Below are 23998 nucleotides of genomic sequence, written 5' to 3'. Positions count from 1 at the left end.
CCGGTGTCAGGTCACTTCAGGCGGTCGCGGACGCGCCCGCGCAGGAACGCCATGGTGAACCCCCGCGGATCCACCTTGCCGGGCTGCCACTCCAGATGGCCCACGACCGAGCGCTCGGTCCAGCCGTGGTGACGGCAGATGGCGGCCGAGACCCGCTCGACGGCGTCGAGCTGCTCCGGCGGCCACGGATCCTCGCCGTCGCCCAGGTTCTCGCACTCGAAGCCGTAGAAGTGGCGGTTGCCGTCGGTGTTCGCCTCGTTGTCCGGAGGGAGCGCCTTCTCGGCGATCACGGCGCGCAGGACGTCGTCGTCCCCGAGCCCCGCGTGGTTGGCGCGCCCGTAGCCGATGAGGTGCACGACGCCGTCCTTGGTGATCACCCCGTGGCACAGGGGACCCGGCAGGTCCGGGTGCCCGACGCGGCACATCTCGACCGTGCGCGCGCTGCCCGAGGTCACGGTGTGGTGGATCATCACGCCGTGCACCGGACCCCAGGGGCCCTTGTGGTTGCGGTTGTGGTGCTCCCAGTCGCCGACCTCGACGACGGTGACGCCTTCCGCTCTGAGCCGGTCGAGGAAACGCCGAGCGGACATGGGTGGGGCCACGACTGCCCCCTTCGCTGCGCGACGACCGCCTGCCGCGAACGCCTCGTACCGGTGCTTGTACCCGCAACGAGGTGGCCGGGACCAGCCGTTCGCACGGCGTGCGAGCCGAACCGGTCAGCGCGACACGAGGGCGACGACCAGCGATGACCGACCCTGTCCCGAATCGACCGGCGGGCTTGTCAACCCCGCAGGAAAGCGTCCCCGTTTGACGCGATGTGACTCTCCAGCGCCTGGAGCGCCTGCCGCGTCGCCTCGGGAGAACCACTGCCGCGCCGCTCCGCGTAGTACGCGGCGCCCAGTCTCTTCAGCAGATCGCCGCCGGCGCGCTGCGCCTGCACGTCGTCGATCTTCTGCCTGCCCTGCGTGAGGCCGCGCTGCGCCTGCTCCTTCGCGCGGTCCAGAAAGCCCGCCATGGCCCTCTCCCGTCCTTGATCGTCCGTCGAGGGTGTGGTCGGGAGGTCAAACGGTTGGCTGGATCCGGGAGTTCCCCCGGCCGTGTGCTCCGCCCTATGCCCAGCCGTCATGCGGTCCATTCCCCCTCATTCGTGTAATAGCACCAACACGCTGCGTGATGGAAGGGTTGTCCTCGCAGATCAGTGCACGACCGGGAGGGCAATTTTCATGTCGGTAGGCGAAGAGGTCCGCGCGGGTCAGGACAAGCCGCAGCAGAGTCTCGGCACAACGGCCGCGCGGAACCTGGCCACCACGACCAAGTCCGTGCCGCAGATGCAGGAGATCAGCTCGCGCTGGCTGCTGCGCACGCTGCCCTGGGTGAATGTGCAGGGTGGTACGTATCGGGTGAACCGGCGGCTGAGCTACTCGGTGGGCGACGGCCGCGTGACGTTCGTGAAGACCGGTGACCAGGTGCGGGTCATCCCCGCGGAGCTCGGCGAGCTGCCGATCCTGCGGACGTTCGACGACGAGGAGGTCCTCGGCGAGCTCGCCGCCCGCTGCCGGCAGCGGGAGTTCGAGCCGGGCGCGGTCCTCACCGAGTTCGGCAGCCCGGCCGAGGGGGTGTTCCTCCTCGCGCACGGCCGGGTGGAGAAGGTCGGCACCGGGCCGTACGGCGACGACGCCGTCCTCGGGAACCTGGCGGACGGCGCGTACTTCGGCGAGCAGGCCCTGATCGACCCGGACGCCATCTGGGAGTACACGGCGCGCGCGGTCACCGCCTGCACCGTGCTCTTCCTGCCCCGCCAGGACCTCGAACAGGTCGCGGAGCGCTCCGAGTCCCTGAGCGGTCACCTCCGGGAGATGCGCTCCATCCCCCACCAGCGGACGAACAAGTACGGCGAGAAGGAGATCGACCTCGCGGCCGGCCACACCGGTGAGCCGGAGATCCCCGGCACCTTCGTGGACTACGAGTCCGCTCCCCGCGAGTACGAACTCAGCATCGCCCAGACCGTGCTGCGCCTGCACTCGCGCGTCGCGGACCTCTACAACCAGCCGATGAACCAGACCGAGCAGCAACTGAGGCTCACCGTCGAGGCGTTGAAGGAGCGCCAAGAGCACGAGCTGATCAACAACCGCGAGTTCGGCCTCCTGAACAACTGCGAGTACGACCAGCGGATCCAGCCGCACGACGGCGTCCCCAGCCCCGACGACCTCGACGAGCTGCTCAGCCGCCGGCGCGGCACCAAGATGCTCCTCGCCCACCCGCGCGCGATCTCCGCGATCGGCCGCGAGCTCAACAAGCGCGGACTCGTCCCGGAGACCATCGACATGGCGGGGAACCGCATCCCGACCTGGCGCGGAGTGCCGATCTTCCCCTGCAACAAGATCCCGGTCAGCGACGCCCGTACGACGTCCATCATCGCCATGCGAACCGGCGAGGCCGAGCAGGGCGTCATCGGACTCCAGCAGTCGGGCATCCCGGACGAGATCGAGCCGAGCCTGTCGGTCCGCTTCATGGGCATCAGCGAGCAGGCGATCATCTCCTACCTGGTGACCGCCTACTACTCCGCGGCGGTCCTCGTGCCAGACGCGCTCGGCATCCTGGAGAACGTCGAGATCGGCCGCTGGCGGTGACCCCGAAGCGCACTGGACGCCGTGTCCCCGCCCCGCCGGGCGGGGACACCCCGGCGGGGGCACGCGCCCGGTGCAGAAGCGGCGGAGCCACCGTCCGCGGACTCTCCGAGCCGATCCCACGGGTGAGTTCATGACGGAGACGAAGCAGAGCCCGACCGAGACACGCGAAAGGCACCGCCCCATCGACAGGCAAGGGCCGCCGTCCACCGCACCCGTCGGGAGGCAGCACGTGCCGGGCCCGTCCGACGGGCAGGAGGCGGCCGCGATCCTGGAGCGCGCCCGGGCGTCCGTCGACCCCGAGCTGCGTCGCGCCGTCGAGTCGCTGCCCGGCGCGATGCGCAGGACCGGGCTCTACCACTTCGGCTGGCAGCACGCGGACGGCACCCCGGCCGCGGGCAACGCGGGCAAGGCCATCCGGCCCGCCCTCGTGCTGACCGCGGCCCGGGCGCTCGGCGGACGGGACACGGCGGCCGTACGGGCGGCCGCGGCGGTGGAGTTGATCCACAACTTCTCGCTACTGCACGACGACGTCATGGACCGGGACACCACCCGCCGGCACAGACCCACGGCATGGACGGTGTTCGGGGACGCCGACGCGATCCTCGCCGGGGACGCGCTCCAGGCGCTCGCCCTGCGATTGCTCGCCGAGGATCCGCACCCGGCGTCCCAGGCAGCCGCCACCCGGCTGGCGGACTGCGTGATCGAACTGTGCGAGGGGCAGCACACCGACACGGCCATGGAGAGGCGCCCTCCCGGGGAGGTCACCCTGGAGGAGTGCCTGGCCATGGCCGAGGCCAAGACAGGGGCGCTGCTCGGCTGCGCGTGCGCCCTCGGCGGGCTGTACGCGGGCGCGGACGACGAGGACGTCGAGGCACTGGACGCGTTCGGCCGGCAGGCCGGGCTCGCGTTCCAGCTGATCGACGACGTCATCGGGATCTGGGGGGACCCGGGCCGTACCGGCAAGCCGGCCGGGGCGGACCTCGTCGCCCGCAAGAAGTCACTGCCCGTGGTCGCGGCGCTGGCCTCCGGCACCCCGGCCGCGGCCGAACTGGCCGAGCTGTACGCGGCTCCCTACACGGAAGGGGATCTGGAGCGCACGGTGCTGGCCGTCGAGCGGGCCGGGGGCCGCGACTGGGCGCAGGCCCAGGCGGCCGACCGGATGGCCCGGGCGATGCACGAGCTGTCCCGGGCGGTCCCGGAACCGGAGGCGGCGGGCGGTCTGCTCGCCCTGGCCGAGTTCGTGACCCGGCGCACCACCTGACCGCCCGCGCACGGCCCGTGCGCGGCGGACACCCTGGGGACGGCCGTCCGCCGTGCGTGTGCGGCGGACACCCGGGGACCGTCGTCCACGGCCCGCGTGGGGGACACCCGGGAACGTCCTTCCACCACCTGTGGGCGGCGGACACCCGGGGGCCGCCGACCACGGCTCGCGTGGCTGACACTCTGGGGCCGGCCGTCCACCGCCTGTGGACGGCGGACGCCCGGAGGACCGTCGTCCACGGCGGCGCGCGGCGGACACCCTGGGACGTCCGTCCACCGCCCGTGCCTGGCGGACACCCTGGGACGTCCGTCCACCGCCCGTGCGCGGCGGACACCCGGGGCTCGTCGCGCGCCGTGACAGGCGGCGCCCCGGGGCGAGTCCTCCCAAAGCCTCCGGGCCCGTACGGCACCTGACCTCCGTACGGGCCCGGGGTCCATCCCGAGGCCACCGGTCCCGAGGCCACCGCCCTCGGGGTCAAGACTGACGCCCATCGCACCCGAAGCCCACCCGTCCCGAAGCCCACCGCTCCCGACGCCCACCCGTCCCGAGGCCACCGCCCCCGGGGTCAACACCGACGCCCACCGGTCCCCAACCCCATACCGACGCCCACCGCCCTGGGGTCCCTCCCGAGGCGCACCGCCCCCGCGACCCGACCCGACCCGGGCAGGCTCCGCGTACCCAGGTGCGAGAGGGCGCGGGTGTCGTCACCCATTAGGCTGAACCGGCGTACGTTCGACGGCTGTTGAGGCGAAGGGGCGGGACATGGGCGTGGCCATCAGGGCGGCGGGCAGGGGGGACCGCGAGCTGATCGTGCGGCTGCTCGACGAGGCGTTCCGCGACGACCCGGTGAGCGGCTGGATCTTCCCCGACGAGACGCACCGCCGCGGCACGCATCCCAAGCTGATGGCGGCCTTTCTCGACATCGTGCTCGCCGAGGGGTGGGTCGACGTCACCGAGGACGGCACCGCCTGCGCGCTGTGGCTGTCCGTGCCCGCCGGATCGGGGCACGAGGGCGAGGACGACGACGCCGCGCTGCTGCGCGAGGCGGTCGACCCGGCCAACGAACGCGTCGAACTGGTCGGCCGTCTGACCAACGAGGCGCACCCCACCGACCGTGCCCACGCGTACCTGTGGATGATCGCCGTGGCGCCCGGCCGACAGGGCGAGGGCCTCGGCTCCGCACTGATGCAGCCGGTCCTCGACCGCTGCGACCGGGAGGGTCTGCCCGCCTATCTGGAGGCGAGCAGCGCCCGCAGCCGCGCGCTGTACGAGCGGCTCGGCTTCGCCTTCACCGGCCGCGCGGTGGAACTGCCGGGAGGCCCGCTCATGTGGCCGATGTGGCGAGAGCCCCAGGGCTGACGGCCCACCTGCCCTCCCGGACCTCCGGCCCCGGACCTGGCGCGGCCCTGGACCCGCCGGGCGTCCCCGGGCCCGTGCACGCCTGTCGACGTGGCCGGGACGGGGTCGTACGGCAGGGGGATTCCCGGGCCCGCGCACGCCCGTCGACGCGGGCCCGGGAAGGGGACGTACGGCAGGGGGCGCCGGTCCTCCTTTCGGCCTACCCTGAAGGCATGGGCACCGAAGAGCATGTCTGTCCCGTCTGCGGGCAGCCGGTCGCCACGGTCGTCAGGCGGCACAAGACCCTGGGCGCCTGGGTCCCCACCTGGGTGGCAGGGCCCTGCCGGAACCCGGACTGCGAGGCGAACGCCGACGAGTCCGCGGAGGACCACCGGGAGGCACCCGGCAGGCCCCTCTCCGACACGTCCTGAGAAAAAAAGGCGCGCGGCCGTGTCGAGAAACCCGACCCGGCCCCGACGTCCCCTGTGAGAGCCGCCCGCACCCGGGCGGCCGGGACCGGGAGACGAAGGAGCCGAGTCATGAAGTACCTGGTGATGGTGCAGGGCACCCAGGCCGACTACGAGGCGATGCAGGGCAAGGCCTCCGCTACCTCCCCGGCCTGGAGCGAGCAGGAGATACAGGCCATGTACGCGTACATGGGCGCGATCAGCGACGACCTCTCCGAGTCCGGTGAACTCGTCGACGCGCAGGGTCTGGTGGAACCGGCCAGGACCCGGCTGGTCGCCGCCGGCAAGGACGGCGAGCCGGTGATCACCGACGGGCCCTACGGCGAGACCAAGGAAGTGATGGCCGGCTACTGGCTCGTGGAGTGCGAGAGCCTGGACCGGGTCACCGAGATCGCCGCCCGCGTGACCCGCTGCCCGGGACCGGAGGGGCTCACCGGCCACCCGGTGGTGATCCGGCCCGTCGACGGCGGCGCCGGGGACGTGTGACCCCGTCGCGCGGCGGGCGGACCGACACCGAGGACCTGCTGCGCCGACACGCGCCGCAGGTCCTCGGCGCACTCGTCCGCCGGTACGGGCACTTCGACGCGGCCGAGGAAGCCGTACAGGAGGCCCTGCTCGCGGCGGCCCGGCAGTGGCCCGAGGCCGGACGGCCCGACAACCCGCGCGGCTGGCTGATCAAGGTGGCGTCGCGGCGGCTGACCGACGCCCTGCGCGCGGAGGAGGCCCGGCGGCTGCGCGAGGAGCGGGCGGCGGCCCTGACACCGCGCGACGCGTTCACCGCGCCCGGACCGGGGACCGGCCGGGCGCCGCGCGAGGACGACACGCTCACCCTGCTGTTCCTCTGCTGCCACCCGGACCTGACCCCGCCCGCGCGGGTCGCGCTCACCCTGCGCGCCGTCGGCGGCCTCACCACGGCGGAGATCGCCCGCGCCCACCTCGTGCCCGAGGCCACCATGGCGCAGCGCATCAGCCGGGCGAAGCAGCGGGTGAAAGGGGTCCGTTTCGACCGCCCCGACAACTGGGCCGAACGGCTGCCCGCGGTCCTCCACGTCCTGTACCTCGTCTTCAACGAGGGTTACACGGCGACCTCCGGCGCGTCCCTGCTGCGGTCCGAACTCGCGGGCGAGGCCATCCGGCTGACCCGCACGGTCCACCGGCTGCTCCCCGAGGACGGCGAGGTGGCGGGCCTGCTGGCGCTGATGCTGCTCACCGACGCCCGCCGGGCCGCGCGGACCGGCCCGCACGGCGAACTCGTCCCCCTGGACGAGCAGGACCGCGGGCTGTGGGACAAGGCGGCGATCCAGGAGGGAGTGGCCCTGGTGACAGCCGCGCTGTCACGGGGACCGGCGGGCCCGTACCGGCTGCGCGCCGCCATCGCCGCCGTGCACGACGAGGCCGCGTCGCCGGAGGAGACGGACTGGTCCGAGATCCTCGGCCTCTACGACGTCCTCGTCCGCCAGGTCCCCGGCCCCGCCGAACGCCTCAACCGCGCGGTGGCCGTGGCCATGGTGCGCGGACCGCACGCGGGCCTGGCCGAACTGGACCTCCTGGCCGGTGAATCGGCGGCCGGCCATCGCGTCGACGCGGTCCGCGGCCACCTCCTGGAGCGGGCGGGCGACACGGCGGGCGCCCGGGCCGCCTACGAGTCGGCGGCGGAGCGGACCCTCAGCCTGCCTGAGCAGCGCTACCTGAGAGGGCGGGCCGCGCGGCTGACGCCGTAGCGTGGCGCCATGCCCGAACACCTGTTGCACATCACCGAGCGCTCCTTGTGGGACGCCGCCCGCGCCGCGGGCACCTACGAGGTGTCCACCCGCGGCCGGACCCTCCAGGAGGAGGGCTTCATCCACTGCTCGCTGCGCCACCAGCTCCCCCGGGTGGCCGGCTTCCTGTACGGCTCGTACACCGGGCCCGACGAGCTGGTGGTCCTGGTGATCGACACCGGGCGGCTCGGTGCGGAGGTCCGCCACGAGTCCCCGGAACCCGGCGGCGAGGAGTTCCCCCACATCTACGGGCCGGTCCCGGTGGAGGCCGTGGTGGACGTCGAGCCCTGGAGCGCGGACGCGGCCCTGCCGTCGGCCGTGGACGTGGCCGCGCTGACCGCGCTCGCCGACGGCCATCACGCGCGCGCCGTAAGGGCGTTGGGCGTGCGGGAGACCGCCGGGCACCTCCTGAAGGTGTACGCGGTCGAGGCGCCCGGGCGCGTGGTCGGCGACGACGACGAGACGGCCGCGCTGCGGATCGCGGCGGACCAGCTGGCGCTGGGCGCGACCCGCGGTTCGCTGGGCCTCGCCGTCCTGCTGGTGCACGCGGGAGGCGACGGCGACTACGTCCTCGTGCACACCTGGGTCGAGGGGTACATGTCCGACCTCGCGGTGTTCGCCGGACCGGCCGGTGAGCCGGCGCTGCTGCGGCCCGGCAGGCAGGGACTCGCCCCCTGCGTCTGGGAGGCGGCGGTGCTGGCGCACGAGCGGGACGCGTTCGCCGCCCACGTCCTGGACGGCGAGGGTCCGCTCGCGCGGCGGCTGACCGCGTGGGGCGCCGACGTCCTGACGGGGACGGCGCGGTGACCGGCACGCCCCGCGTGCGCCCGGCACGGCGCGAGGACCTCCCGCAGGTGGCCGTGCTGGCCGCCGAGCACGCCGCCTACGAGCGGGCCGAGCCGCCCGCCCCCGGACTGGCCGGGCGGCTCGAAGGGCTGCTCTTCAGCACCGCGTCGCCCCGGCTGCGGTGCCTGGTCGCGGAGTCGGGCGACGGCGAGATCGTCGGCTACGCGACCTGCGCCCCCGAGCTGTCCACCTGGGACGGCGCGGAGTACCTGCACATGGACTGCCTCTTCCTGCGCGAGGACCGGCGGGGCCGCGGACTGGGCCGGCTGCTGATGGAGGCGGTGCTCGCCGAGGCGCGGGCCCTCGGTCTCGGCGAGGTCCAGTGGCAGACCCCCCTGTGGAACGAGGGCGCGATCCGCTTCTACGACCGCCTCGGCGCCCGCGGCAGGGAGAAGCGCCGTTACTCGCTGCCGGCGGACGGGAGCCGTCCGCCCGTCTCCGGGTCACGGCCCGTCAGGCAGTAGGTGCCGCCCGCCGGGTCCAGCATCACCGTCCAGCCCGTTCCGCGGCCGACGAAGGCGGCGCCGAGTTCCTCGTGCCGGGTCCGTACCGCCTCGACGTCGGAGCAGGCGACGTCCAGGTGGGCGGAGGCGGGGCGCTCGGTGCCGAGCCGTTGCAGCAGGATGCGCACGGGCAGGTCCGCGGGCGGTTCGACGACGTGGAACTCCGGCAGGGTGCTCGGGCGCGACGTCCATCCCGTGAGCGCGCCCCAGAACGCGACCTCCGCCGCGTACAGGGACGGCGGGACGTCGAGGCACACCTGGTCGAGCCGGCTGGTCGCGCCCTCGGGGCCCGGCACCACGGGCGGCCGCACCGACTCCCCGAGCCAGGGCACCGCGCAGAACGCCGGCCCGGCCGGGGAGCGCAGCACGGTCCACTCGCCGTGATCGGCGACCACTCCGGCGCCCAGCTCCCGTGCCGCCGCCACCAGCGCCGGGACGTCCTCGACGGCGAGGTCGAGGTGCGCGCCGCCCTCGCCCGCGTCGACGCCCTGCGTCTTCACACACGGGTCGGCCCCGTCGGGCAGCAGGGTCAGGAACTCGCCGCGGGGCGCGGAGGGACGCGTTCCGGTGACCGCCGTCCAGAAGTCGCGGGCCGGCCCGGCCTGGGCGGCGGGCCGGTCGACGAAGGCGTAGGTCCACCGGATCGGTTGGGTCATGTGCGCGCTCCCTGTCGGACGGTTCGTACGCTCGTACGGTGCGTACCGTCTCCCGGAGCGCCCGGCCGCGCAACGGCGTTTCCGGCGGAGCGGCCGGCTCAGCCCCGCCGGGGCTCGTTGAAGCGCAGCAGATTGCCCGCGGGGTCGCGGAAGGCGCAGTCCCGCACGCCGTAGGGCTGGTCGGTCGGCTCCTGGATCACGTCGGCACCGGAGGCACGGACGCGTTCGAAGAGGGCGTCGCAGTCGCCGGTGCGGAAGATGACCCCGCGGAGCACGCCCTTGGCGAGGAGTTCGGCCATCGCCAGCTTGTCCGCGGGCGAGGTGTTCGGGTCCGCGGCCGGCGGCTCCAGGACGATCTCCACGTCGGGCTGGAGCGGGGAGCCGACGGTCACCCAGCGCATGCCCTCGAATCCCACGTCGTTGCGCACCTCGAGACCGAGGACGTCGCGGTAGAACGCGAGCGCCTTGTCGTGGTCGTCGACGGCGATGAAGCACTGTGACAGTTTCAGGTCCATGACGCCACGCTAGGCCCTGCCGTCCGGTTCCCGCCCGTTCCGCGGGCGGGCCGCTCAGAGCCGCGAGCCCGGTTCCGCCTCGGGATTGCGGTGCCTGGCCGGGCGGGTGAGGCGCTGCGCCACGCACGAGGGGATCGGCGCCCCGTGGTCGTGCGGGCGGGCCCGGTACGCGCTCGGGGTCTCACCCACCAGCTCGGTGAAGCGGGAGCTGAAGGACCCGAGCGAGGTGCACCCGACGGCGAAGCACACCTCGGTGACCGAGAGGTCGCCGCGCCGCAGCAGGGCCTTGGCCCGCTCGATGCGGCGCGTCATCAGGTACGTGTACGGCGTCTCGCCGAAGGCGGCGCGGAAGCTGCGCTGGAAGTGCCCCGGCGACATCAGGGCGGTACGCGCCAGCTCGGCCACGTCCAGCGGCTGCGTGTAGTCGCGGTCCATGCGGTCACGAGCCCGCCGCAGCCGCACCAGGTCCTCCAGCGTCACGTCCTCAGGATGGCACGGCGCGGCCCGCGCGGTCCCGGGCATTCACGAGGACCGTGAAAAGACCGCACCCGGTCCGCCTGGCCGCCGGGCGGGCGGTGTGCGGACCGGGTGCGGTCGGAAGACCGGGCGACGAAGAGATCGCAGGCCGGGTGGCGCGGCCGAGCATCAGGCCTTCTTGGTCTCCCAGAAGATCTTGTCGATCTGGGCGATCAGGTCCAGCGCCTTCTGGCCGGTGGCCGGGTCGGTCGACGCCTTGGCGGCCGAGAGGGCCTTCAGGGTGTCGTTGACCAGCTGGTGCAGCTCGGGGTACTTCGCGAAGTGCGGGGGCTTGAAGTAGTCGCTCCAGAGCACCGACACGTGGTGCTTCGCGAGCTCGGCGCGCTGCTCCTTGATGACCGTGGCGCGGGCCTGGAAGTGCGGGTCGTCGTTGCCGGCCATCTTCTCCTGGACGGCCTTCACCGACTCCGCCTCGATGCGGGCCTGGGCCGGGTCGTACACGCCGCAGGGCAGGTCGCAGTGCGCGCTGACCTTGACCTTGGGGGCAAACAGGCGGGAAAGCATTGAGCTGTCCTTCCTCGTGATCGTCTTCTCAGGTGGGACATTACTCCGTGCGAGACGGGATTTCGCGGGTGCCCCCATGGGCTTAGGACAAAAGTCCGGGGTGAGACTGAGACTGGTGGACGATCGGACCGGGGAGGTGCCGGTGATGCCGGAACTGTCGCAGGACGGCGAGCGGGAGACGGCCGTGCTGCCCTTCGGGGTGGCCGAGGTGACGGGGCCGTCGATGGTGCCCACGCTCCACCACGGGGACCGCCTCGTCGTGCAGTACGGGGCGCGCGTGCGCCCCGGCGACGTGGTGGTGCTGCGGCATCCGTTCCAGCAGGACCTGCTCGTCGTCAAGCGGGCGGCGGAGCGGCGCGAGGGCGGCTGGTGGGTGCTCGGGGACAACGCGTTCGCCGGCGGGGACAGCACCGACTACGGCACCGTCCCCGAGGAACTGGTGCTGGGGAAGGTGCTCTTCCGCTACCGGCCGCCCAAGGACGGTCAGCGTTCGCCGCTCGCGCTCGCCCGCTGGGCGCTGTCCGCGGCCAGGCCCGTGCTCTCCGGCCGGTCCGCCTCCAGGCGCTTGCGGGCGCGGTAGGCGGCCACGTTGGCCCGGGTGGCGCAGCGGTCGGAGCAGTAGCGCCGGGAGCGGTTGGTGGAGGTGTCGAGGAAGGCGTTGCGGCAGGGCGCGGCCTCGCACAGGCCGAGCCGGTCGACGCCGTACTCGGTGAGGTGGAACGCCAGGCCCATGGCGGCGATGGCCGCGTAGCCCGCGGTCACGTTCGACGGGTGGTCCGCGAGGTGCATGTGCCACAGCGGGCGGCCGTTGTCGTCGCGGTGGTCGTGGCCCGAGATCTGCGGGCTCACGGGGAACTCCAGCAGCAGCGAGTTCAGCAGGTCCACGGCCAGGGTCTCGTCCCCGGTGTCCGCCGCCTCGAAGACCGCGCGCAGCCGGCCGCGCACCGAGCGGAAGCGGGTGACGTCCGCGTCCGTGGCGCGCCGGGCCGCCGAGGCGTTGCCCGCAAAGAGGTCGCGGATGGCCTCGACCGAGGTGAGCGCGTCCTTGCCCCGGGCGGGTTCCTCGCTGTTGACGAGTCGTACCGCGTAATCCGAGTAATAGGCCAGTTCCACTTGTAGTCCTTACTGGGGCGCTCTATCGTCGTGGCTGCGGTCGGGTAAGAGATGACTGTGCTTACAGGGTATTACGCGGCGGAGTGGAGAAGGGGCGGCCATGACGAGCACGACCGGAACGGACAGGGCGACGGCCGGAACCGACTGGCAGGCCTGGCAGAAGAGCTGGGACCGGCAGCAGGAGTGGTACATGCCCGACCGCGAGGAGCGGTTCCGGGTCATGCTCGACATGGTGGAGGCCCTCGTCGGCACCGCGCCGCGCGTCCTCGACCTCGCCTGCGGCACGGGCACCGTCACCGCCCGGCTGCTCGACCGGTTCCCGGACGCGCGCAGCACCGGCGTCGACCTCGACCCGGCCCTGCTCACCATCGCCCGGGGCACCTTCGACGGGGACGACCGGGTCTCCTTCGTCACCGCCGACCTCAAGGACCCCGCGTGGACGACGGCACTGCCGTACGCGTCGTACGACGCCGTCCTGACCGCGACGGCCCTGCACTGGCTGCACTGCGAACCCCTCGCGGTCCTCTACGGGCAGGTCGCGGAACTCGTCCGCGACGGCGGCGTCCTCATGAACGCCGACCACATGATCGACGAGACCACGCCGCGGATCAACGCGGCGGAACGCGCCCAGCGGCACGCGCGGATGGACCGGGCCGGGCGGGACGGCGCCCTCGACTGGGCGCAGTGGTGGGAGCTGGCCGCCGCGGACCCGGTCCTCGCCGGGCCGACCGCCCGCCGCTTCGAGATCTACGGCGAGCACGCCGACGGTGACACCCCCTCCGCCGACTGGCACGCCCGCGTGCTGCGGGAGAAGGGCTTCGCCGAGGCGCGCCCGGTGTGGCGCTCGCCGTCGGACGCGCTGGTCCTCGCGGTGAAGTGACGCCGGTTCACGCGGAAGGGGCGGTACGGAGATTTCCGTACCGCCCCTTCCCGTGCGGCGCGTGCCGCGTGCCGAACGGTCAGAGCACCTTCGACAGGAAGGACTGCGTCCGCTCGTGCTGCGGGTTCGTCAGGACGTCGCGCGGGTTGCCGGACTCGACCACCACACCGCCGTCCATGAAGACCAGCGAGTCGCCGACCTCCCGGGCGAAGCCCATCTCGTGCGTGACGACGACCATCGTCATGCCGGACTCGGCGAGGTCGCGCATGACGTCGAGGACGTCACCGACCAGCTCCGGGTCGAGCGCCGAGGTCGGCTCGTCGAAGAGCATCAGCTTCGGGTCCATCGCCAGCGCGCGGGCGATCGCCACGCGCTGCTGCTGGCCGCCGGACAGCTGCGAGGGGTAGTTGCCTGCCTTGTCCGCGAGGCCCACTCGCTCCAGGAGCTGGCCCGCGCGCTCCCGCGCCTGGGCCCTGCTGATGCCCTTGACCTGCACCGGCGCCTCCATGACGTTCTCCAGCGCCGTCATGTGCGGGAACAGGTTGAAGCGCTGGAAGACCATGCCGATGTCCCGGCGCTTGCGGGCGACCTCGCTGTCCTTGAGCTCGTAGAGCTTGTCGCCCTTCTGCCGGTAGCCGACCAGCTCGCCGTCGACGTACAGCCGGCCGGCGTTGACCTTCTCCAGGTGGTTGATGCACCGCAGGAAGGTCGACTTGCCGGAACCCGAGGGGCCGATGAGGCAGAAGACCTCGCCGGACTTCACCTCCAGGTCGATGCCCTTGAGGACCTCCACCGGGCCGAAGGACTTGTGGACACCCTCGGACTTCACCATCGCAGTGGTGGCGTCCGCCTTGGTCACGTTCGCGGTCATGCCGCGCCTCCCTTCGGGCGGCCCAGCGACAGCAGGTTGGCCTTGATCTTCTGGAACGGGGTGGCGGGCAGGCTGCGGCTGGAACCGCGTGCGTAGTACCGCTCCACGTAGTACTGCCCGACGCTGAGGACCGAGGTCATGATCAGGTACCAGGCGGCGGCGAGGAACAGCATCTCCACCGGTGCGCCGGAGGTCTGGCCGATGTCCTGGGCGTACCGGAAGAGTTCCGGATACTGGACCACCGAGACCAGCGACGTGGTCTTCAGCATGTTGATGACCTCGTTGCCCGTCGGCGGCACGATCACGCGCATCGCCTGCGGGATCACGATCCGGCGCAGCGTCTTGCCGTGGCTCATGCCGAGGGCGTGCGAGGCCTCGGTCTGGCCCTCGTCGACCGAGAGCAGACCGGCGCGGCAGATCTCCGCCATGTAGGCGGCCTCGTTCAGACCGAGACCCAGGAGCGCCGTCAGCAGCGGCGTCATGAAGCTCGACCAGTAGTCCTTGTAGATCGGACCGAGGTTGATGTACTCGAAGACCAGGCCCAGGTTGAACCAGATGATCAGCTGGACCAGCACCGGGGTGCCCCGGAAGAACCAGATGTAGAACCACGCGATGGACGAGGTCACCGGGTTCTTCGACAGCCGCATCACGGCCAGCATGATGCCGCCGACGATGCCGATCAGCATCGACAGCACCGTCAGCAGGAGCGTCTTGCCGACGCCCGTGAGGATGCGGTCGTCGAAGAAGTAGTCCGGAACGGCGTTCCAGTTGATCTTGCCCTGGCCGAACGCGTAGATGATCGAGACGAAGATCGCGATCGCGATGACGGCGGAGACATAGCGGCCGTAGTGCCGCACCGGAATGGCCTTGATGGCCTCCGGTCCGGCCGGCGGAGTGTCCGCGGGGCCCGTCGTCTTGTCGATGTCAGCAGTCACGGATGTTGCCTTTCAGCGCCGCTGTCGCGGTCACTTGCCGCCGTTGATCTCGGCCGACTTCACCGCTCCGGCGTCAACGCCCCACTTGGAGATGACCTTGTCGTACGAGCCGTCCTTGATGATCGCGTCGAGCGCGGCCTGGAGCGCGTCCCGCAGCTGCGTGTTGCCCTTGGCCACCGCGATGCCGTACGGAGCGGCCTCGACCTGGTCGCCGACGATCTCGAAGTCGTTGCCGCCGCCCGAGGTCTTCACCGCGTACGCGGCGACCGGGAAGTCGGAGGAGCCGGCGTCGGCCCCGCCGGCGCGCAGCCGGGTCTGGGCCTGCTGGTCGTTGTCGTAGGCCTCGATGGTGATCTTCTTGCCACCGGTGCACTTCTTCGACTCGGCCTTGGCGAGGTCCTCGGAGACCGTGCCGCGCTGGAGGGCGATCTTCTTGCCGCACAGGTCGGACCAGGTCTTGATGCCCTGCGTCTTGCCCTTGGGCGTGTAGATGGAGACACCGGCGGTGAAGTAGTCGATGAAGTCGACGCCCTCGCCGACCTTCTTGCCGGTCTCGGAGTCGATGCCCTCCTGACGGTCCTTGGTGTCCGTCATGGCCGACATCGCCATGTCGTAGCGCTTGGAGCGCAGACCGGTCAGCAGGGTGTCGAAGGTGCCGTTCTCGAACTCGAACTTCACGCCGAGCTGCTTGCCCATGGCGTCCGCGAGGTCGGGGTCGATGCCGACGGTCTTGCCGGACTTGTCCTTGAACTCGACCGGCGCGTACGCGATGTCCGAGCCGACCTTGATGACGCCCTTGTCACGGATGGCCTGGGGAAGCTTGTCCGCCAGCGGGGCGGTGCTGGTCTTCGTGCTGTCCGAGCCCTTGTCCTTGGTCTGGTCACCGCAGCCGGTGACGAGCAGGGCGCCGGCGACCGCGATCGCACCGACCGCTGCTATACGGGACCGAGCGGCGGGGGTACGACGGGTGGAGCTTGCGGTCATGGTGGGTTCCTCCGGCGGATGAGGGAGTTGCCGATGGGTCGACGAGAACACACACCATCGGGTGTCGCGACCTCGTGTGATGACGGCATCTTGCCATTCGGACTTGCGCATTCAGGTGACTCGCTATGTCAAAATCGGATAACGGGTCACCCCCGAACCACCCCACACCGGTCCACCGGGACCGGATCTTGTGCGGGAATCCCCCCTTCCGGCCGGAAGATCTTCGGTTCTCCGCTGACTGCGAGCGACCGCTTCTGCGCACTTGTGCGGCTTGAGGACCAAGCGAGGACTTGTCCATATATCCGGGCATGAGTCATGTCACGCGCGTGTGACCTTCGCACTATGGACTCGTCCCCGCCCTGGTCCGTCGGGTAAGAAGGTTCCTTACACCCCTCATCCGGGGCTCAGGGCGCGTGTGCGGCGCGCCCGTCGCGTATCCGCCCGTACGCAACCACGGCGGCAGGGCATGCGCGGTGCCCGCCCACGCCTCAACCAGGAGTGGTCACCCTCAAACCTTGAAGACTTAAGGGGTAAAACAAAGTGGCAGCGGAGATCGTCAATCCTCGCAGCGACAGCAGTACGGATCAGGAGGGAGGGGCGGAGCCCCTCGATTCCTTCGACCCGGCATTCGCGCTGCACCGTGGCGGCAAGATGGCCGTGCAGGCCACCGTGCCCATCCGCGACAAGGACGACCTGTCCCTGGCGTACACACCCGGCGTGGCGAAAGTGTGCAGCGCCATCGCCGAGCAGCCGGAACTGGTCCACGACTACACGTGGAAGTCGTCCGTCGTCGCCGTCGTCACCGACGGCACGGCCGTGCTCGGACTCGGTGACATCGGTCCGGAGGCCTCGCTCCCCGTCATGGAGGGCAAGGCCATCCTCTTCAAGCAGTTCGGCGGGGTCGACGCCGTGCCGATCGCCCTCGACTGCACGGGCGTCGACGAGATCGTCGAGACCGTGGTCCGGCTCGCGCCGTCGTTCGGCGGCGTGAACCTGGAGGACATCTCGGCGCCCCGGTGCTTCGAGATCGAGCGGAAGCTCCAGGAGCGCCTGGACATCCCGGTCTTCCACGACGACCAGCACGGCACCGCCGTCGTCACCCTCGCCGCCCTGCGCAACGCGGCACGGCTGACCGGGCGCTCGCTCGGTGAGCTGCGCGCGGTGATCTCGGGCGCCGGTGCGGCCGGGGTCGCCATCGCCAAGTTCCTGCTGGAGGCGGGGCTCGGCGACGTCGCGGTCGCGGACCGCAAGGGCATCGTGTCGCGGGACCGGGACGACCTCACCCCGGTCAAGCGGGAACTGGCCGAGCTCACCAACAAGGCCGGCATCTCCGGTTCGCTGGAGTCGGCGCTCGCGGGCGCCGACGTCTTCATCGGCGTCTCCGGCGGTACGGTGCCGGAGCCGGCGGTGGCGTCGATGGCGGAGGGCGCGTTCGTCTTCGCCATGGCCAACCCGGACCCCGAGGTCCACCCGGAGGTCGCGCACAAGTACGCGGCCGTGGTGGCGACCGGCCGGTCCGACTTCCCGAACCAGATCAACAACGTGCTCGCCTTCCCGGGCATCTTCGCCGGTGCGCTCCAGGTCCGGGCCTCCCGGATCACGGAGACGATGAAGATCGCGGCGGCCGAGGCGCTGGCCGCGGTGGTCGGGGACGACCTCGCCGCGGACTACGTGATCCCCTCGCCGTTCGACGAGCGGGTGGCGCCTGCGGTCACCGCCGCGGTTGCCGCTGCCGCTCGGGCGGAGGGTGTGGCTCGGCGCTGACGTGCCGGTCGCGTCGCCTGTGGCCCCGTCGGGACTCGTCCCGGCGGGGCCGTCTTCTTCGCCGCGGGGGTTGCCGACGGCGCCTGACGTGCTCCCTGCCGCGTGGTCCGGCGGTGCGCGACTTCTCCGCGATTTTTTACCTGGGCGGTGGTCCATGCGGGTGGTTCCTCGCCCCCTCCGCCCCCTCCCGTCCCGTCCCCGGGGGCTGCGCCCTCGGGACCCCCCTGTCGCGCTCCGCGCTCGTCCTCAAACGCCGGACGGGCTGAAAGCAGTCCCCGGGGCTCTTGGGGTGCGCTCGTACTCGAATGCCGGACGGGCTGACATCGGCCCCCGGGGCTCTCCGGGTGCGCTCGTCCTCGGACGCGGGACGCCGGGCGCCGGACGGCTGAACCGGTGGCGTTTCGGGACGCGTGTCACAGAGGGACGTGGTTCCTTCGGGGAGGGGCGGAGCCTATCGTCATGGTCATGTTCGCTGCCTACGCCGCCCGAATCGACCGTGACCAGCCGCTGAACGGCCTGGAGTTGGGGGAGCGCCCGGCCCCCGAGCAGAGGCCCGGCTGGACGACCGTGAACGTCAGGGCCGCTTCCCTCAACCACCACGACCTGTGGTCCCTGCGCGGAGTCGGCCTGTCCGAGGACAAGCTGCCGATGATCCTCGGCTGCGACGCCGCGGGCGTCGACGAGGACGGCAACGAGGTCGTCCTGCACTCCGTGATCGGCCAGAGCGGCCACGGCGTGGGACCTGACGAACCGCGCTCCATCCTCACCGAGCGCTATCAGGGCACCTTCGCCGAACAGGTGTCCGTCCCGACGTGGAACGTGCTGCCCAAGCCCAAGGAGCTCTCCTTCGAGGAGGCCGCCTGTCTGCCGACGGCCTGGCTGACGGCGTACCGCATGCTCTTCACCAACGCGGGCGTACGGCCCGGGGACTCCGTCCTCGTGCAGGGTGCCGGCGGCGGTGTCGCCACGGCCGCGATCGTGCTCGGCAAGGCCGCGGGGCTGCGCATCTTCGCCACCAGCCGCGACGAGGCCAAGCGCAAGCGCGCCGTGGAGCTCGGCGCCGTGGAGGCGCTGGAGTCCGGCGCGCGGCTGCCGCAGCGGGTGGACGCCGTGATCGAGACGGTCGGCGCCGCCACCTGGTCCCACTCGGTCAAGTCGCTGCGTCCCGGCGGCACCGTGGTCATCTCGGGGGCCACCAGCGGCGACCGTCCCTCCCACGCGGAGCTGACCCGGATCTTTTTCCTGGAACTCAAGGTCGTCGGCTCCACGATGGGCACCAAGGACGAGCTGGAGGACCTGCTGTCCTTCTGCGCCGCGACCGGCGTACGGCCCGTGATCGACGACGTCCTTCCGCTCGACCGGGCCCGCGAGGGCTTCGCGCGGATGGAGTCGGGCGACCAGTTCGGCAAGATCGTGCTGACCACGGGCTGACGCCCGCCTCCGCTCTGTCCCGCGGCGGGCCCGGATCTCCGGGCCCGCCGTCGGCATGTCCGCCCGCGTTCCGCCGCACCCGGCATGTCAACCACGGTTGACATGCCGGGTGTGTCAACGTACGTTGACATCATGACCGAAGCGACGGATCTCGCCGAGCGTGCGGGTGACCGTGATCCGCGGATCGGCCTGCGGGCCGTCTCCGCGCTGCGAAGGCTGCTGGAGCAGCTGGAAGCCGTCCAGGTGCGCAGTGCGCGCAATCAGGGCTGGTCGTGGCAGGAGATCGCGGCGGAACTCGGCGTGAGCAGACAGGCCGTGCACAAGAAGTACGGGAGGCAGTGATGTTCGAGCGATTCACCAAGGACGCCCGCGCCGTGGTCACGGGTGCCGTCGAGCACTGTGAACGGGCGGGGGAGAAGCGGGTCGAGGAGGCGCACATGCTGCTCGCCCTCCTCGACCGGAAGGGCAGCCGCGGGTCGTTCGCCCTGACGTCCCTCGGGCTGGCCGACCGCCGGGACGCGGTGGCCCGGGACCTGGCCGAGGCCCGCCGCCGCGGAGGGTTCACCCGCGCCGACGCCGACGCTCTCTCCGGGCTCGGCATCGACCTCACCGAGATCCTCTCCCGCGTCGAGGAGGCGCACGGCCCCGGCGCCCTGGCCGGCTCCGGAACCCGCGGCCGGTGGTCGGGCCGACCCTCCTTCACCCGCGGGGCCAAGGACCTGCTCACGGAGTCCCTCCGGGTCGCCCTCGCCCACCGGGACCGCACCATCGGCGACGAGCACCTGCTCCTGGCCCTCACGGCCCGCCCGGGCGTCCCGGCCGAGGTCCTCGCGGACCACGGGGTGACGTACGACGGCGTACGGCGCGTGCTCTGGGGCGGGGGAGCGGCGAAGGCGGGGTGACATCCTGCGGTCACGCCGCTGCGGGTGGCCGGGCGCCGTTTCGTGAACCCGTGCCGCCGGGAGGCCCTCCGTGCCCGGCCCTCGTCGCCGGGTGGCATCTCGCGTCCGGGCCCGGACCGCCGGGGAGTTGCGGTGGGCCCGGGTTGCCGGTGACACCTCGTGGGGCAGGGTGGCAGGGTGGCGTCCCACGCCGGTCCCAGGTCGCCGGGTGACACCTCGTAGCCCCGGGGTTCGTAGCCCCGGGCCCCGAAACCCGGGCCCCGAAACCCGGGCTCTGGGGGACCTCCCGTGCCCGGCCCCGATATTGCCGGCGAGACGCGGTGTGCCCGGGGTGACGGTGACAACCGGTGAGCCCGGGTCGCCAGGTGACGTTCCGTGAACCCGTGCCGCCGGGTGACTCCCGGTGCCGGCCCGCGGGCGCGGGTGACACCTCGTGGCCCCGGCCCCCGGGTAACCCTCCCGCGGCCCCCGGTCGCCAGCTGACGCTCGCGCACCGGGGTCACCCGGTGGCACCGTGAGCCGGAGCCTGGGCTCACCCGTCCCGTGGGCTCAGGGCTTCGGGGTGCGCAGGGCCGCGCCGATGTGGGCCGCCGCCGTCGACAAGTGGCGGCGGGCGTCGCGCAGTTGCTCCTCGGTCACTCCGTGGTCGCGGGCCGCGTCGCGGATGTCGTCGCGGAAGCGGTCCAGGAGGCGGTCGAGGTCGCGGGCCGGATCACCGGTGGAGTCCTCGTGGGCCCAGGACGGCTCGTACCCGGCGGGGAAGTCCTCGCGCGTGACCGTGTACTCGGGCTCCGGTCCGGGCGGGGGCGTCGGTCCGGGGCGGCCGAAGCCGAAGTCCTTCCCGAGGCCCTTGCCGAAGTCCTTGCCGAAGTCGCCGAACTCCTTGGCCAGTTCGCTCAGGCCCTCGCGCACCCCGGTCGGCCAGTCGCCGCGCGCGAAGTGGTCCTGCACCTGGTCCTGGACCCGCTTGGCCATGCGCTGCATCTCCTCCTGGGCCTGGGCGCGGACCTTCTCCTGGGCCTCCTTGGCCTGCCGCCTGGCCCGCTGGGCCTCGTCGCGGGCGCGCCGGCTCTCGTCCTTGGCGCGCCGGGCCTGCTCCTTCCACTCCTGCTTGACCCGCCGCATCTCCTCCTTCGCGAGCCGCCACGACTCCTTGTCGCCGAAGTCGCCGGACCCGGCGGCGGTTCCGAAGCCGCCCGCGTGCCCGTGCCGCTCGCCGGCCGCGGAGTCCCCCGGGGACCCGCGCCGGGCCTCCCGGGCCGCCGCCCGCATCTCGCGCCGCAGGTCGCCCGCGGCGCCCCGCACGTCGGCCCGGATCTCGGCGGCGAGCTCTGCGACCGACTCGCGGATCTCCAGCTCCAGGTCGGCCAGCTCACCGCTGCGGTCGGCCAGTTCGGCGCGGCCCGCGTCCGTGATGGCGTACACCTTGCGGCCGCCCTCGGTGGTGTGGGTGACCAGTCCCTCGGCCTCCAGCTTGGCGAGGCGGGGGTAGACGGTGCCGGCCGAGGGGGCGTACAGCCCCTGGAAGCGCTCCTCCAGGAGGCGGATCACCTCGTACCCGTGGCGCGGGGCCTCGTCCAGCAGCTTGAGCAGGTAGAGCCGCAGGCGGCCGTGAGCGAAGACGGGAGGCATCTCAGAGCACCTTCTTGTCGGTCGTGCCGTCAGTCTGCGGCTCGTCCTCCGCGGGTGGCCGCCGCAGCAGGGCGATGGAGCCGGAGGCGGTCGTCGCCTTGAGCCTGCCGTTGCCCGCGCCCAGCCTGCCGGTGATCGTCTTGGCGCCCCAGTGCCCGCTGACCCGCAGGTCCTCGAAGGCGCTGGAGACCGTGCCGCTCGCGGTGTTGGCCTCCACCTCGGCGTCCGCCGGGTGCGGCAGCCGGACGGCGATCTCACCCGACACGTTCGTCAGCTGGACGTCGGTCGCGGTGGCCGTGGCGTCGAGGTCCACGATCATCGAGCCGCTCACGGACTCGGCCCGCACGCAGGAGCCGGAGCCCTCGACGACGGTCAGATCGCCCGAGACGGAGTTGAAGCGCAGGTCCCCCGTGACCGCCTGGGCCTCCAGATTCCCCGAGACGGTGCTCACGCGGACCGGGCCGGCCACCCCGACCAGGGTCGTGTCGCCCGAGACGCCCTTGACCTCCACCCGGCCCTCCGTCCCGGACACCACGGCGGCGGCGCCCACGACGCCCACCTCGATCCGGGTCCCCGCCGGGACGGCCAGCGAGACGACCGCGCTGCGGCGCCAGCCCATCGGGTCGAGCCACTTGAGGAAGCCCTTCCAGGGGAGGTCCTCATAGGCGACGGTCAAGGTGCCGTCCGTCTGCCTCACGAGCAGGGGAGGGCCCTCCAGCTCGGAGACCTCCAGCCGGGCGGAACCCTCGTCGGTGCCCACGACGTTCACCGTTCCGTTCACGATGCGCACGTGGAGCGTCGTCACGGGGTCGTCGAACGTCAGCTTTCCGGGCTCTGCGACGGACCACTCGGACATGATGCGACCTCCTCGGCCGGATGGGACACGACACGCCATATCGCGTCTTCCACGGAACACGATATATCGCGGGAACGGAAAGTCAAGACACTCGTTCCCGTGAACGTGACGCTGGGTCACCGGCGGCAGGAGGTAATAAAACGGGCATTTCGGGCGCGGGTCGCCCTACCGTAGAACCATGCCGACCACCCCCGACGAGCCCGCGGCCCCGCCCGCCGGCGCCCTCCTGCTCTGCCGGTCGGAGCCCGACACCGTGGGGCCCGCCGCCCGGCTGCTGCGGGAGCGGATGGAGCTGCTCGCGGCGGGCGGCGAGTGGAGTGTCCTGGTGCCCGCGGGCACGCCCTGGACCGACGGCGCCGAACCGGTCGACCGGGTCCTGACCGGCTGGGCCGCCGCCCTCGCGGTGGGCGCCCCCTGGCCGGTGCTCGCCCTGTGGTGGGACGCCGACCGCAGCGGCTACAGCCTGGCCTCGGGATTCCGCCGTCCCGTCGGCTACGAATGGCTCGCGAACGGCACCCCGGTGGGCCAGGACGAGGCGATGCGCACCTTCGCCGCGCGCCTCGGCCTCGACCCCGTCCTCGACATGCAGGCACTGGAGCGGCTGACCCGCCCCGACGCGGCGGCCGACGCCCGGGCCCGCCTGCGCGGGCTGCTCGCCGTCCTCATGCGCGCGGGGGTGACCCTGCCGGACGGCCTGGCCCCCGGCCTCCCGGCCGACCGCCTGTGCGAGAACGCCCGTGCCCTGCCCGGCGCCCGCGCGATCACCTGGTCCGACCGACGCGAGGACGCCGGGGTGGAGCCCGGGACCGTTGACGGCGCCGGGGCGACCCCCGGGACCGTGGACGACGGGGGTGAGCAGCCTGGGACCGTCGAGGACGCCCTCACGGAGTCCGAGGTCGTCGACGGCGGCGGCGCGGAGCCCGGGGCCGTCACGGACGCCCGTGCGGAGGCCGCGGAGGCCGGGACCGCCGAGGACGGTGGTGCGGAGCCCGCGTTCCGGGCCGTCCGGGCCGGTCACTCCCGGCACGGTCACGCCGGGCACGCCTGGCACCGTCCCGCGCCCGGAAGCCACCGGCCGCCCGTGCGTGCCCTGGCGGCCGCGCAGCTGGCCGTGGGGCTGGCCCTCGGCGTCTACGGGATCCGGTGCCGCAGCGGCGGCTGGATCGCCTCCGGGGCCCTGCTGCTGGCCCACGGCGCCCTCGGTCTCGCGTACGACCGCCTCCGTGACGACGGGTGACGTCCCGCCACCCCCGTAAGGCGGCGGTTCCCGTCCGTGCCTGGGCCGGTCCTACTCCTCGTCGTCCTCGTCGTCCAGCCGCGCCAGCCACGTCGCGAGCCGCTCCACCGGGACCTCGAAGTCCGGGTTGAGGTCGACGAACGTGCGCAGCTGCTCGGCGAGCCACTCGAAGGTGACCTCCTCCTCGCCGCGCCGCTTCTCCAGTTCCTCGATGCCACGGTCGGTGAAGTACACGGATGCTCTCCTGGGGCTGGGCCGGCGCTGACCGGCCGGGGGTCGTACCCCTCCAGGTTAGGCGGCACCCGTACGGCGTCCCGTACCGCCTCCGACCACGGAGCCGGCCCCGCCGCCCGGTGGGGGCGACGGGGCCGGCTCC

The 23998-nt window shown here is 72.5% G+C and carries 26 protein-coding genes and 2 pseudogenes; 15 read left to right on the top strand and 13 right to left on the bottom strand.

Annotation, left to right across the window (positions count from 1 at the left end):
• Positions 1 to 11: 11 nt before the first annotated feature.
• Both ACWGIS_RS09195 and ACWGIS_RS09190 read right to left on the bottom strand, forming a co-directional pair.
• On the bottom strand, positions 12 to 602 hold the full coding sequence (locus ACWGIS_RS09195) for an N-acetylmuramoyl-L-alanine amidase (RefSeq protein ID WP_453361747.1): 591 nt from the start codon (positions 600 to 602) through the stop codon (positions 12 to 14).
• 179 nt (positions 603 to 781) lie between these two features.
• Complete coding sequence (locus tag ACWGIS_RS09190) at positions 782 to 1015, bottom strand: hypothetical protein (RefSeq protein WP_453361746.1); 234 nt, start codon at positions 1013 to 1015, stop codon at positions 782 to 784.
• Between the two features lie 208 nt (positions 1016 to 1223).
• On the opposite strand from ACWGIS_RS09190, the gene ACWGIS_RS09185 reads away from it, so the two are divergent.
• The 8 genes and pseudogenes from ACWGIS_RS09185 (at position 1224) to ACWGIS_RS09150 (ending at position 8766) form a co-directional block, all read left to right on the top strand.
• Complete coding sequence (locus ACWGIS_RS09185) at positions 1224 to 2630, top strand: family 2B encapsulin nanocompartment shell protein (RefSeq protein WP_453361745.1); 1407 nt, start codon at positions 1224 to 1226, stop codon at positions 2628 to 2630.
• A gap of 130 nt (positions 2631 to 2760) precedes the next feature.
• Positions 2761 to 3891, top strand: a complete 1131-nt coding sequence (locus ACWGIS_RS09180) for a family 2 encapsulin nanocompartment cargo protein polyprenyl transferase (protein WP_453361744.1) — start codon at positions 2761 to 2763, stop codon at positions 3889 to 3891.
• A gap of 762 nt (positions 3892 to 4653) precedes the next feature.
• Positions 4654 to 5250: a GNAT family N-acetyltransferase gene (locus ACWGIS_RS09175; protein WP_453361743.1), complete on the top strand. Its 597-nt coding sequence runs from the start codon at positions 4654 to 4656 to the stop codon at positions 5248 to 5250.
• Positions 5251 to 5462: 212 nt separating this feature from the next.
• Entirely contained in the window at positions 5463 to 5660 is a 198-nt protein-coding gene (locus ACWGIS_RS09170) for a hypothetical protein (RefSeq protein WP_453361742.1), read from the top strand.
• A 108-nt stretch (positions 5661 to 5768) separates the two neighbouring features.
• Positions 5769 to 6182 carry a YciI family protein gene (locus ACWGIS_RS09165; protein ID WP_453361741.1) on the top strand — a complete coding sequence of 138 codons (414 nt, stop codon included), beginning with the start codon at positions 5769 to 5771 and terminating at the stop codon, positions 6180 to 6182.
• The gene (locus ACWGIS_RS09160) at positions 6179 to 7417 is read left to right on the top strand and encodes an RNA polymerase sigma factor (protein WP_453361740.1); all 1239 of its coding nucleotides are present in this window, start codon (positions 6179 to 6181) and stop codon (positions 7415 to 7417) included. The genes ACWGIS_RS09165 and ACWGIS_RS09160 overlap by 4 nt, the downstream gene beginning before the upstream one ends.
• Positions 7418 to 7426: 9 nt before the next feature.
• Positions 7427 to 7747: pseudogene (locus ACWGIS_RS09155) on the top strand (DUF952 domain-containing protein); the annotation flags it as partial.
• A gap of 512 nt (positions 7748 to 8259) precedes the next feature.
• Complete coding sequence (locus ACWGIS_RS09150; protein WP_453361739.1) at positions 8260 to 8766, top strand: N-acetyltransferase family protein; 507 nt, start codon at positions 8260 to 8262, stop codon at positions 8764 to 8766.
• Here the strand turns inward: ACWGIS_RS09150 and ACWGIS_RS09145 are convergent.
• From ACWGIS_RS09145 to sodN, 4 genes are all read right to left on the bottom strand, one after another.
• Positions 8703 to 9461, bottom strand: coding sequence for a VOC family protein (locus ACWGIS_RS09145; protein WP_453361738.1), 759 nt, complete (start codon positions 9459 to 9461; stop codon positions 8703 to 8705). The two genes, ACWGIS_RS09150 and ACWGIS_RS09145, sit on opposite strands and share 64 nt — an antisense overlap.
• A gap of 98 nt (positions 9462 to 9559) precedes the next feature.
• On the bottom strand, positions 9560 to 9976 hold the full coding sequence (locus tag ACWGIS_RS09140) for a VOC family protein (protein ID WP_453361737.1): 417 nt from the start codon (positions 9974 to 9976) through the stop codon (positions 9560 to 9562).
• Positions 9977 to 10030: 54 nt separating this feature from the next.
• A complete protein-coding gene (locus tag ACWGIS_RS09135; protein ID WP_453361736.1) occupies positions 10031 to 10456 on the bottom strand; it encodes a helix-turn-helix transcriptional regulator in 426 nt (141 codons plus the stop codon).
• Positions 10457 to 10621: 165 nt separating this feature from the next.
• Complete coding sequence (gene sodN / locus ACWGIS_RS09130; protein ID WP_453361735.1) at positions 10622 to 11017, bottom strand: superoxide dismutase, Ni; 396 nt, start codon at positions 11015 to 11017, stop codon at positions 10622 to 10624.
• A 145-nt stretch (positions 11018 to 11162) separates the two neighbouring features.
• On the opposite strand from sodN, the gene sodX reads away from it, so the two are divergent.
• Positions 11163 to 11597 carry a nickel-type superoxide dismutase maturation protease gene (gene sodX / locus ACWGIS_RS09125; protein ID WP_453361769.1) on the top strand — a complete coding sequence of 145 codons (435 nt, stop codon included), beginning with the start codon at positions 11163 to 11165 and terminating at the stop codon, positions 11595 to 11597.
• On the opposite strand, the gene ACWGIS_RS09120 is transcribed toward sodX, so the two are convergent.
• Positions 11501 to 12130, bottom strand: coding sequence for a CGNR zinc finger domain-containing protein (locus tag ACWGIS_RS09120; RefSeq protein ID WP_453361734.1), 630 nt, complete (start codon positions 12128 to 12130; stop codon positions 11501 to 11503). The two genes, sodX and ACWGIS_RS09120, sit on opposite strands and share 97 nt — an antisense overlap.
• A gap of 100 nt (positions 12131 to 12230) precedes the next feature.
• Between ACWGIS_RS09120 and ACWGIS_RS09115 the strand changes: the two genes are divergently transcribed.
• Complete coding sequence (locus tag ACWGIS_RS09115) at positions 12231 to 13010, top strand: class I SAM-dependent methyltransferase (protein ID WP_453361733.1); 780 nt, start codon at positions 12231 to 12233, stop codon at positions 13008 to 13010.
• Between the two features lie 79 nt (positions 13011 to 13089).
• Here ACWGIS_RS09115 and ACWGIS_RS09110 read toward each other — a convergent pair whose 3' ends face one another.
• The 3 genes from ACWGIS_RS09110 to ACWGIS_RS09100 are packed head-to-tail and all read right to left on the bottom strand — an operon-like array spanning position 13090 to position 15800.
• Entirely contained in the window at positions 13090 to 13881 is a 792-nt protein-coding gene (locus tag ACWGIS_RS09110) for an amino acid ABC transporter ATP-binding protein (RefSeq protein ID WP_453361732.1), read from the bottom strand.
• On the bottom strand, positions 13878 to 14816 hold the full coding sequence (locus ACWGIS_RS09105; RefSeq protein ID WP_453361731.1) for an amino acid ABC transporter permease: 939 nt from the start codon (positions 14814 to 14816) through the stop codon (positions 13878 to 13880). The genes ACWGIS_RS09110 and ACWGIS_RS09105 overlap by 4 nt, the downstream gene beginning before the upstream one ends.
• 30 nt (positions 14817 to 14846) lie before the next feature.
• Positions 14847 to 15800, bottom strand: coding sequence for an ABC transporter substrate-binding protein (locus ACWGIS_RS09100; RefSeq protein WP_453361730.1), 954 nt, complete (start codon positions 15798 to 15800; stop codon positions 14847 to 14849).
• 540 nt (positions 15801 to 16340) lie between these two features.
• Between ACWGIS_RS09100 and ACWGIS_RS09095 the strand changes: the two genes are divergently transcribed.
• From ACWGIS_RS09095 to ACWGIS_RS09080, 4 genes are all read left to right on the top strand, one after another.
• Positions 16341 to 17564, top strand: a complete 1224-nt coding sequence (locus ACWGIS_RS09095; RefSeq protein ID WP_453361729.1) for an NAD(P)-dependent malic enzyme — start codon at positions 16341 to 16343, stop codon at positions 17562 to 17564.
• A gap of 465 nt (positions 17565 to 18029) precedes the next feature.
• Positions 18030 to 18995 (top strand): zinc-binding dehydrogenase, encoded by a 966-nt coding sequence (locus tag ACWGIS_RS09090; protein ID WP_453361728.1) that lies wholly within the window; start codon positions 18030 to 18032, stop codon positions 18993 to 18995.
• Between the two features lie 132 nt (positions 18996 to 19127).
• The gene (locus ACWGIS_RS09085; RefSeq protein WP_010984411.1) at positions 19128 to 19337 is read left to right on the top strand and encodes a helix-turn-helix domain-containing protein; all 210 of its coding nucleotides are present in this window, start codon (positions 19128 to 19130) and stop codon (positions 19335 to 19337) included.
• The gene (locus ACWGIS_RS09080; protein ID WP_453361727.1) at positions 19337 to 19897 is read left to right on the top strand and encodes a Clp protease N-terminal domain-containing protein; all 561 of its coding nucleotides are present in this window, start codon (positions 19337 to 19339) and stop codon (positions 19895 to 19897) included. Before ACWGIS_RS09085 ends, ACWGIS_RS09080 begins: the two co-directional genes overlap by 1 nt.
• 549 nt (positions 19898 to 20446) lie before the next feature.
• On the opposite strand, the gene ACWGIS_RS09075 is transcribed toward ACWGIS_RS09080, so the two are convergent.
• Both ACWGIS_RS09075 and ACWGIS_RS09070 read right to left on the bottom strand, forming a co-directional pair.
• Positions 20447 to 21529 (bottom strand): helix-turn-helix transcriptional regulator, encoded by a 1083-nt coding sequence (locus ACWGIS_RS09075; RefSeq protein ID WP_453361726.1) that lies wholly within the window; start codon positions 21527 to 21529, stop codon positions 20447 to 20449.
• Between the two features lies 1 nt (position 21530).
• Positions 21531 to 22385, bottom strand: coding sequence for a DUF4097 family beta strand repeat-containing protein (locus ACWGIS_RS09070; RefSeq protein WP_453361725.1), 855 nt, complete (start codon positions 22383 to 22385; stop codon positions 21531 to 21533).
• 178 nt (positions 22386 to 22563) lie between these two features.
• Here ACWGIS_RS09070 and ACWGIS_RS09065 point away from each other — a divergent pair.
• A pseudogene (locus ACWGIS_RS09065) lies at positions 22564 to 23166 on the top strand (hypothetical protein); the annotation flags it as partial.
• A 507-nt stretch (positions 23167 to 23673) separates the two neighbouring features.
• On the opposite strand, the gene ACWGIS_RS09060 reads toward ACWGIS_RS09065, so the two are convergent.
• On the bottom strand, positions 23674 to 23856 hold the full coding sequence (locus ACWGIS_RS09060) for a DUF6104 family protein (protein WP_005312030.1): 183 nt from the start codon (positions 23854 to 23856) through the stop codon (positions 23674 to 23676).
• Positions 23857 to 23998: the final 142 nt, after the last annotated feature.

It is taken from the genome of Streptomyces sp. NPDC054842 (assembly GCF_053611025.1).
This window is presented reverse-complemented; position numbering and strand designations above follow the sequence as displayed.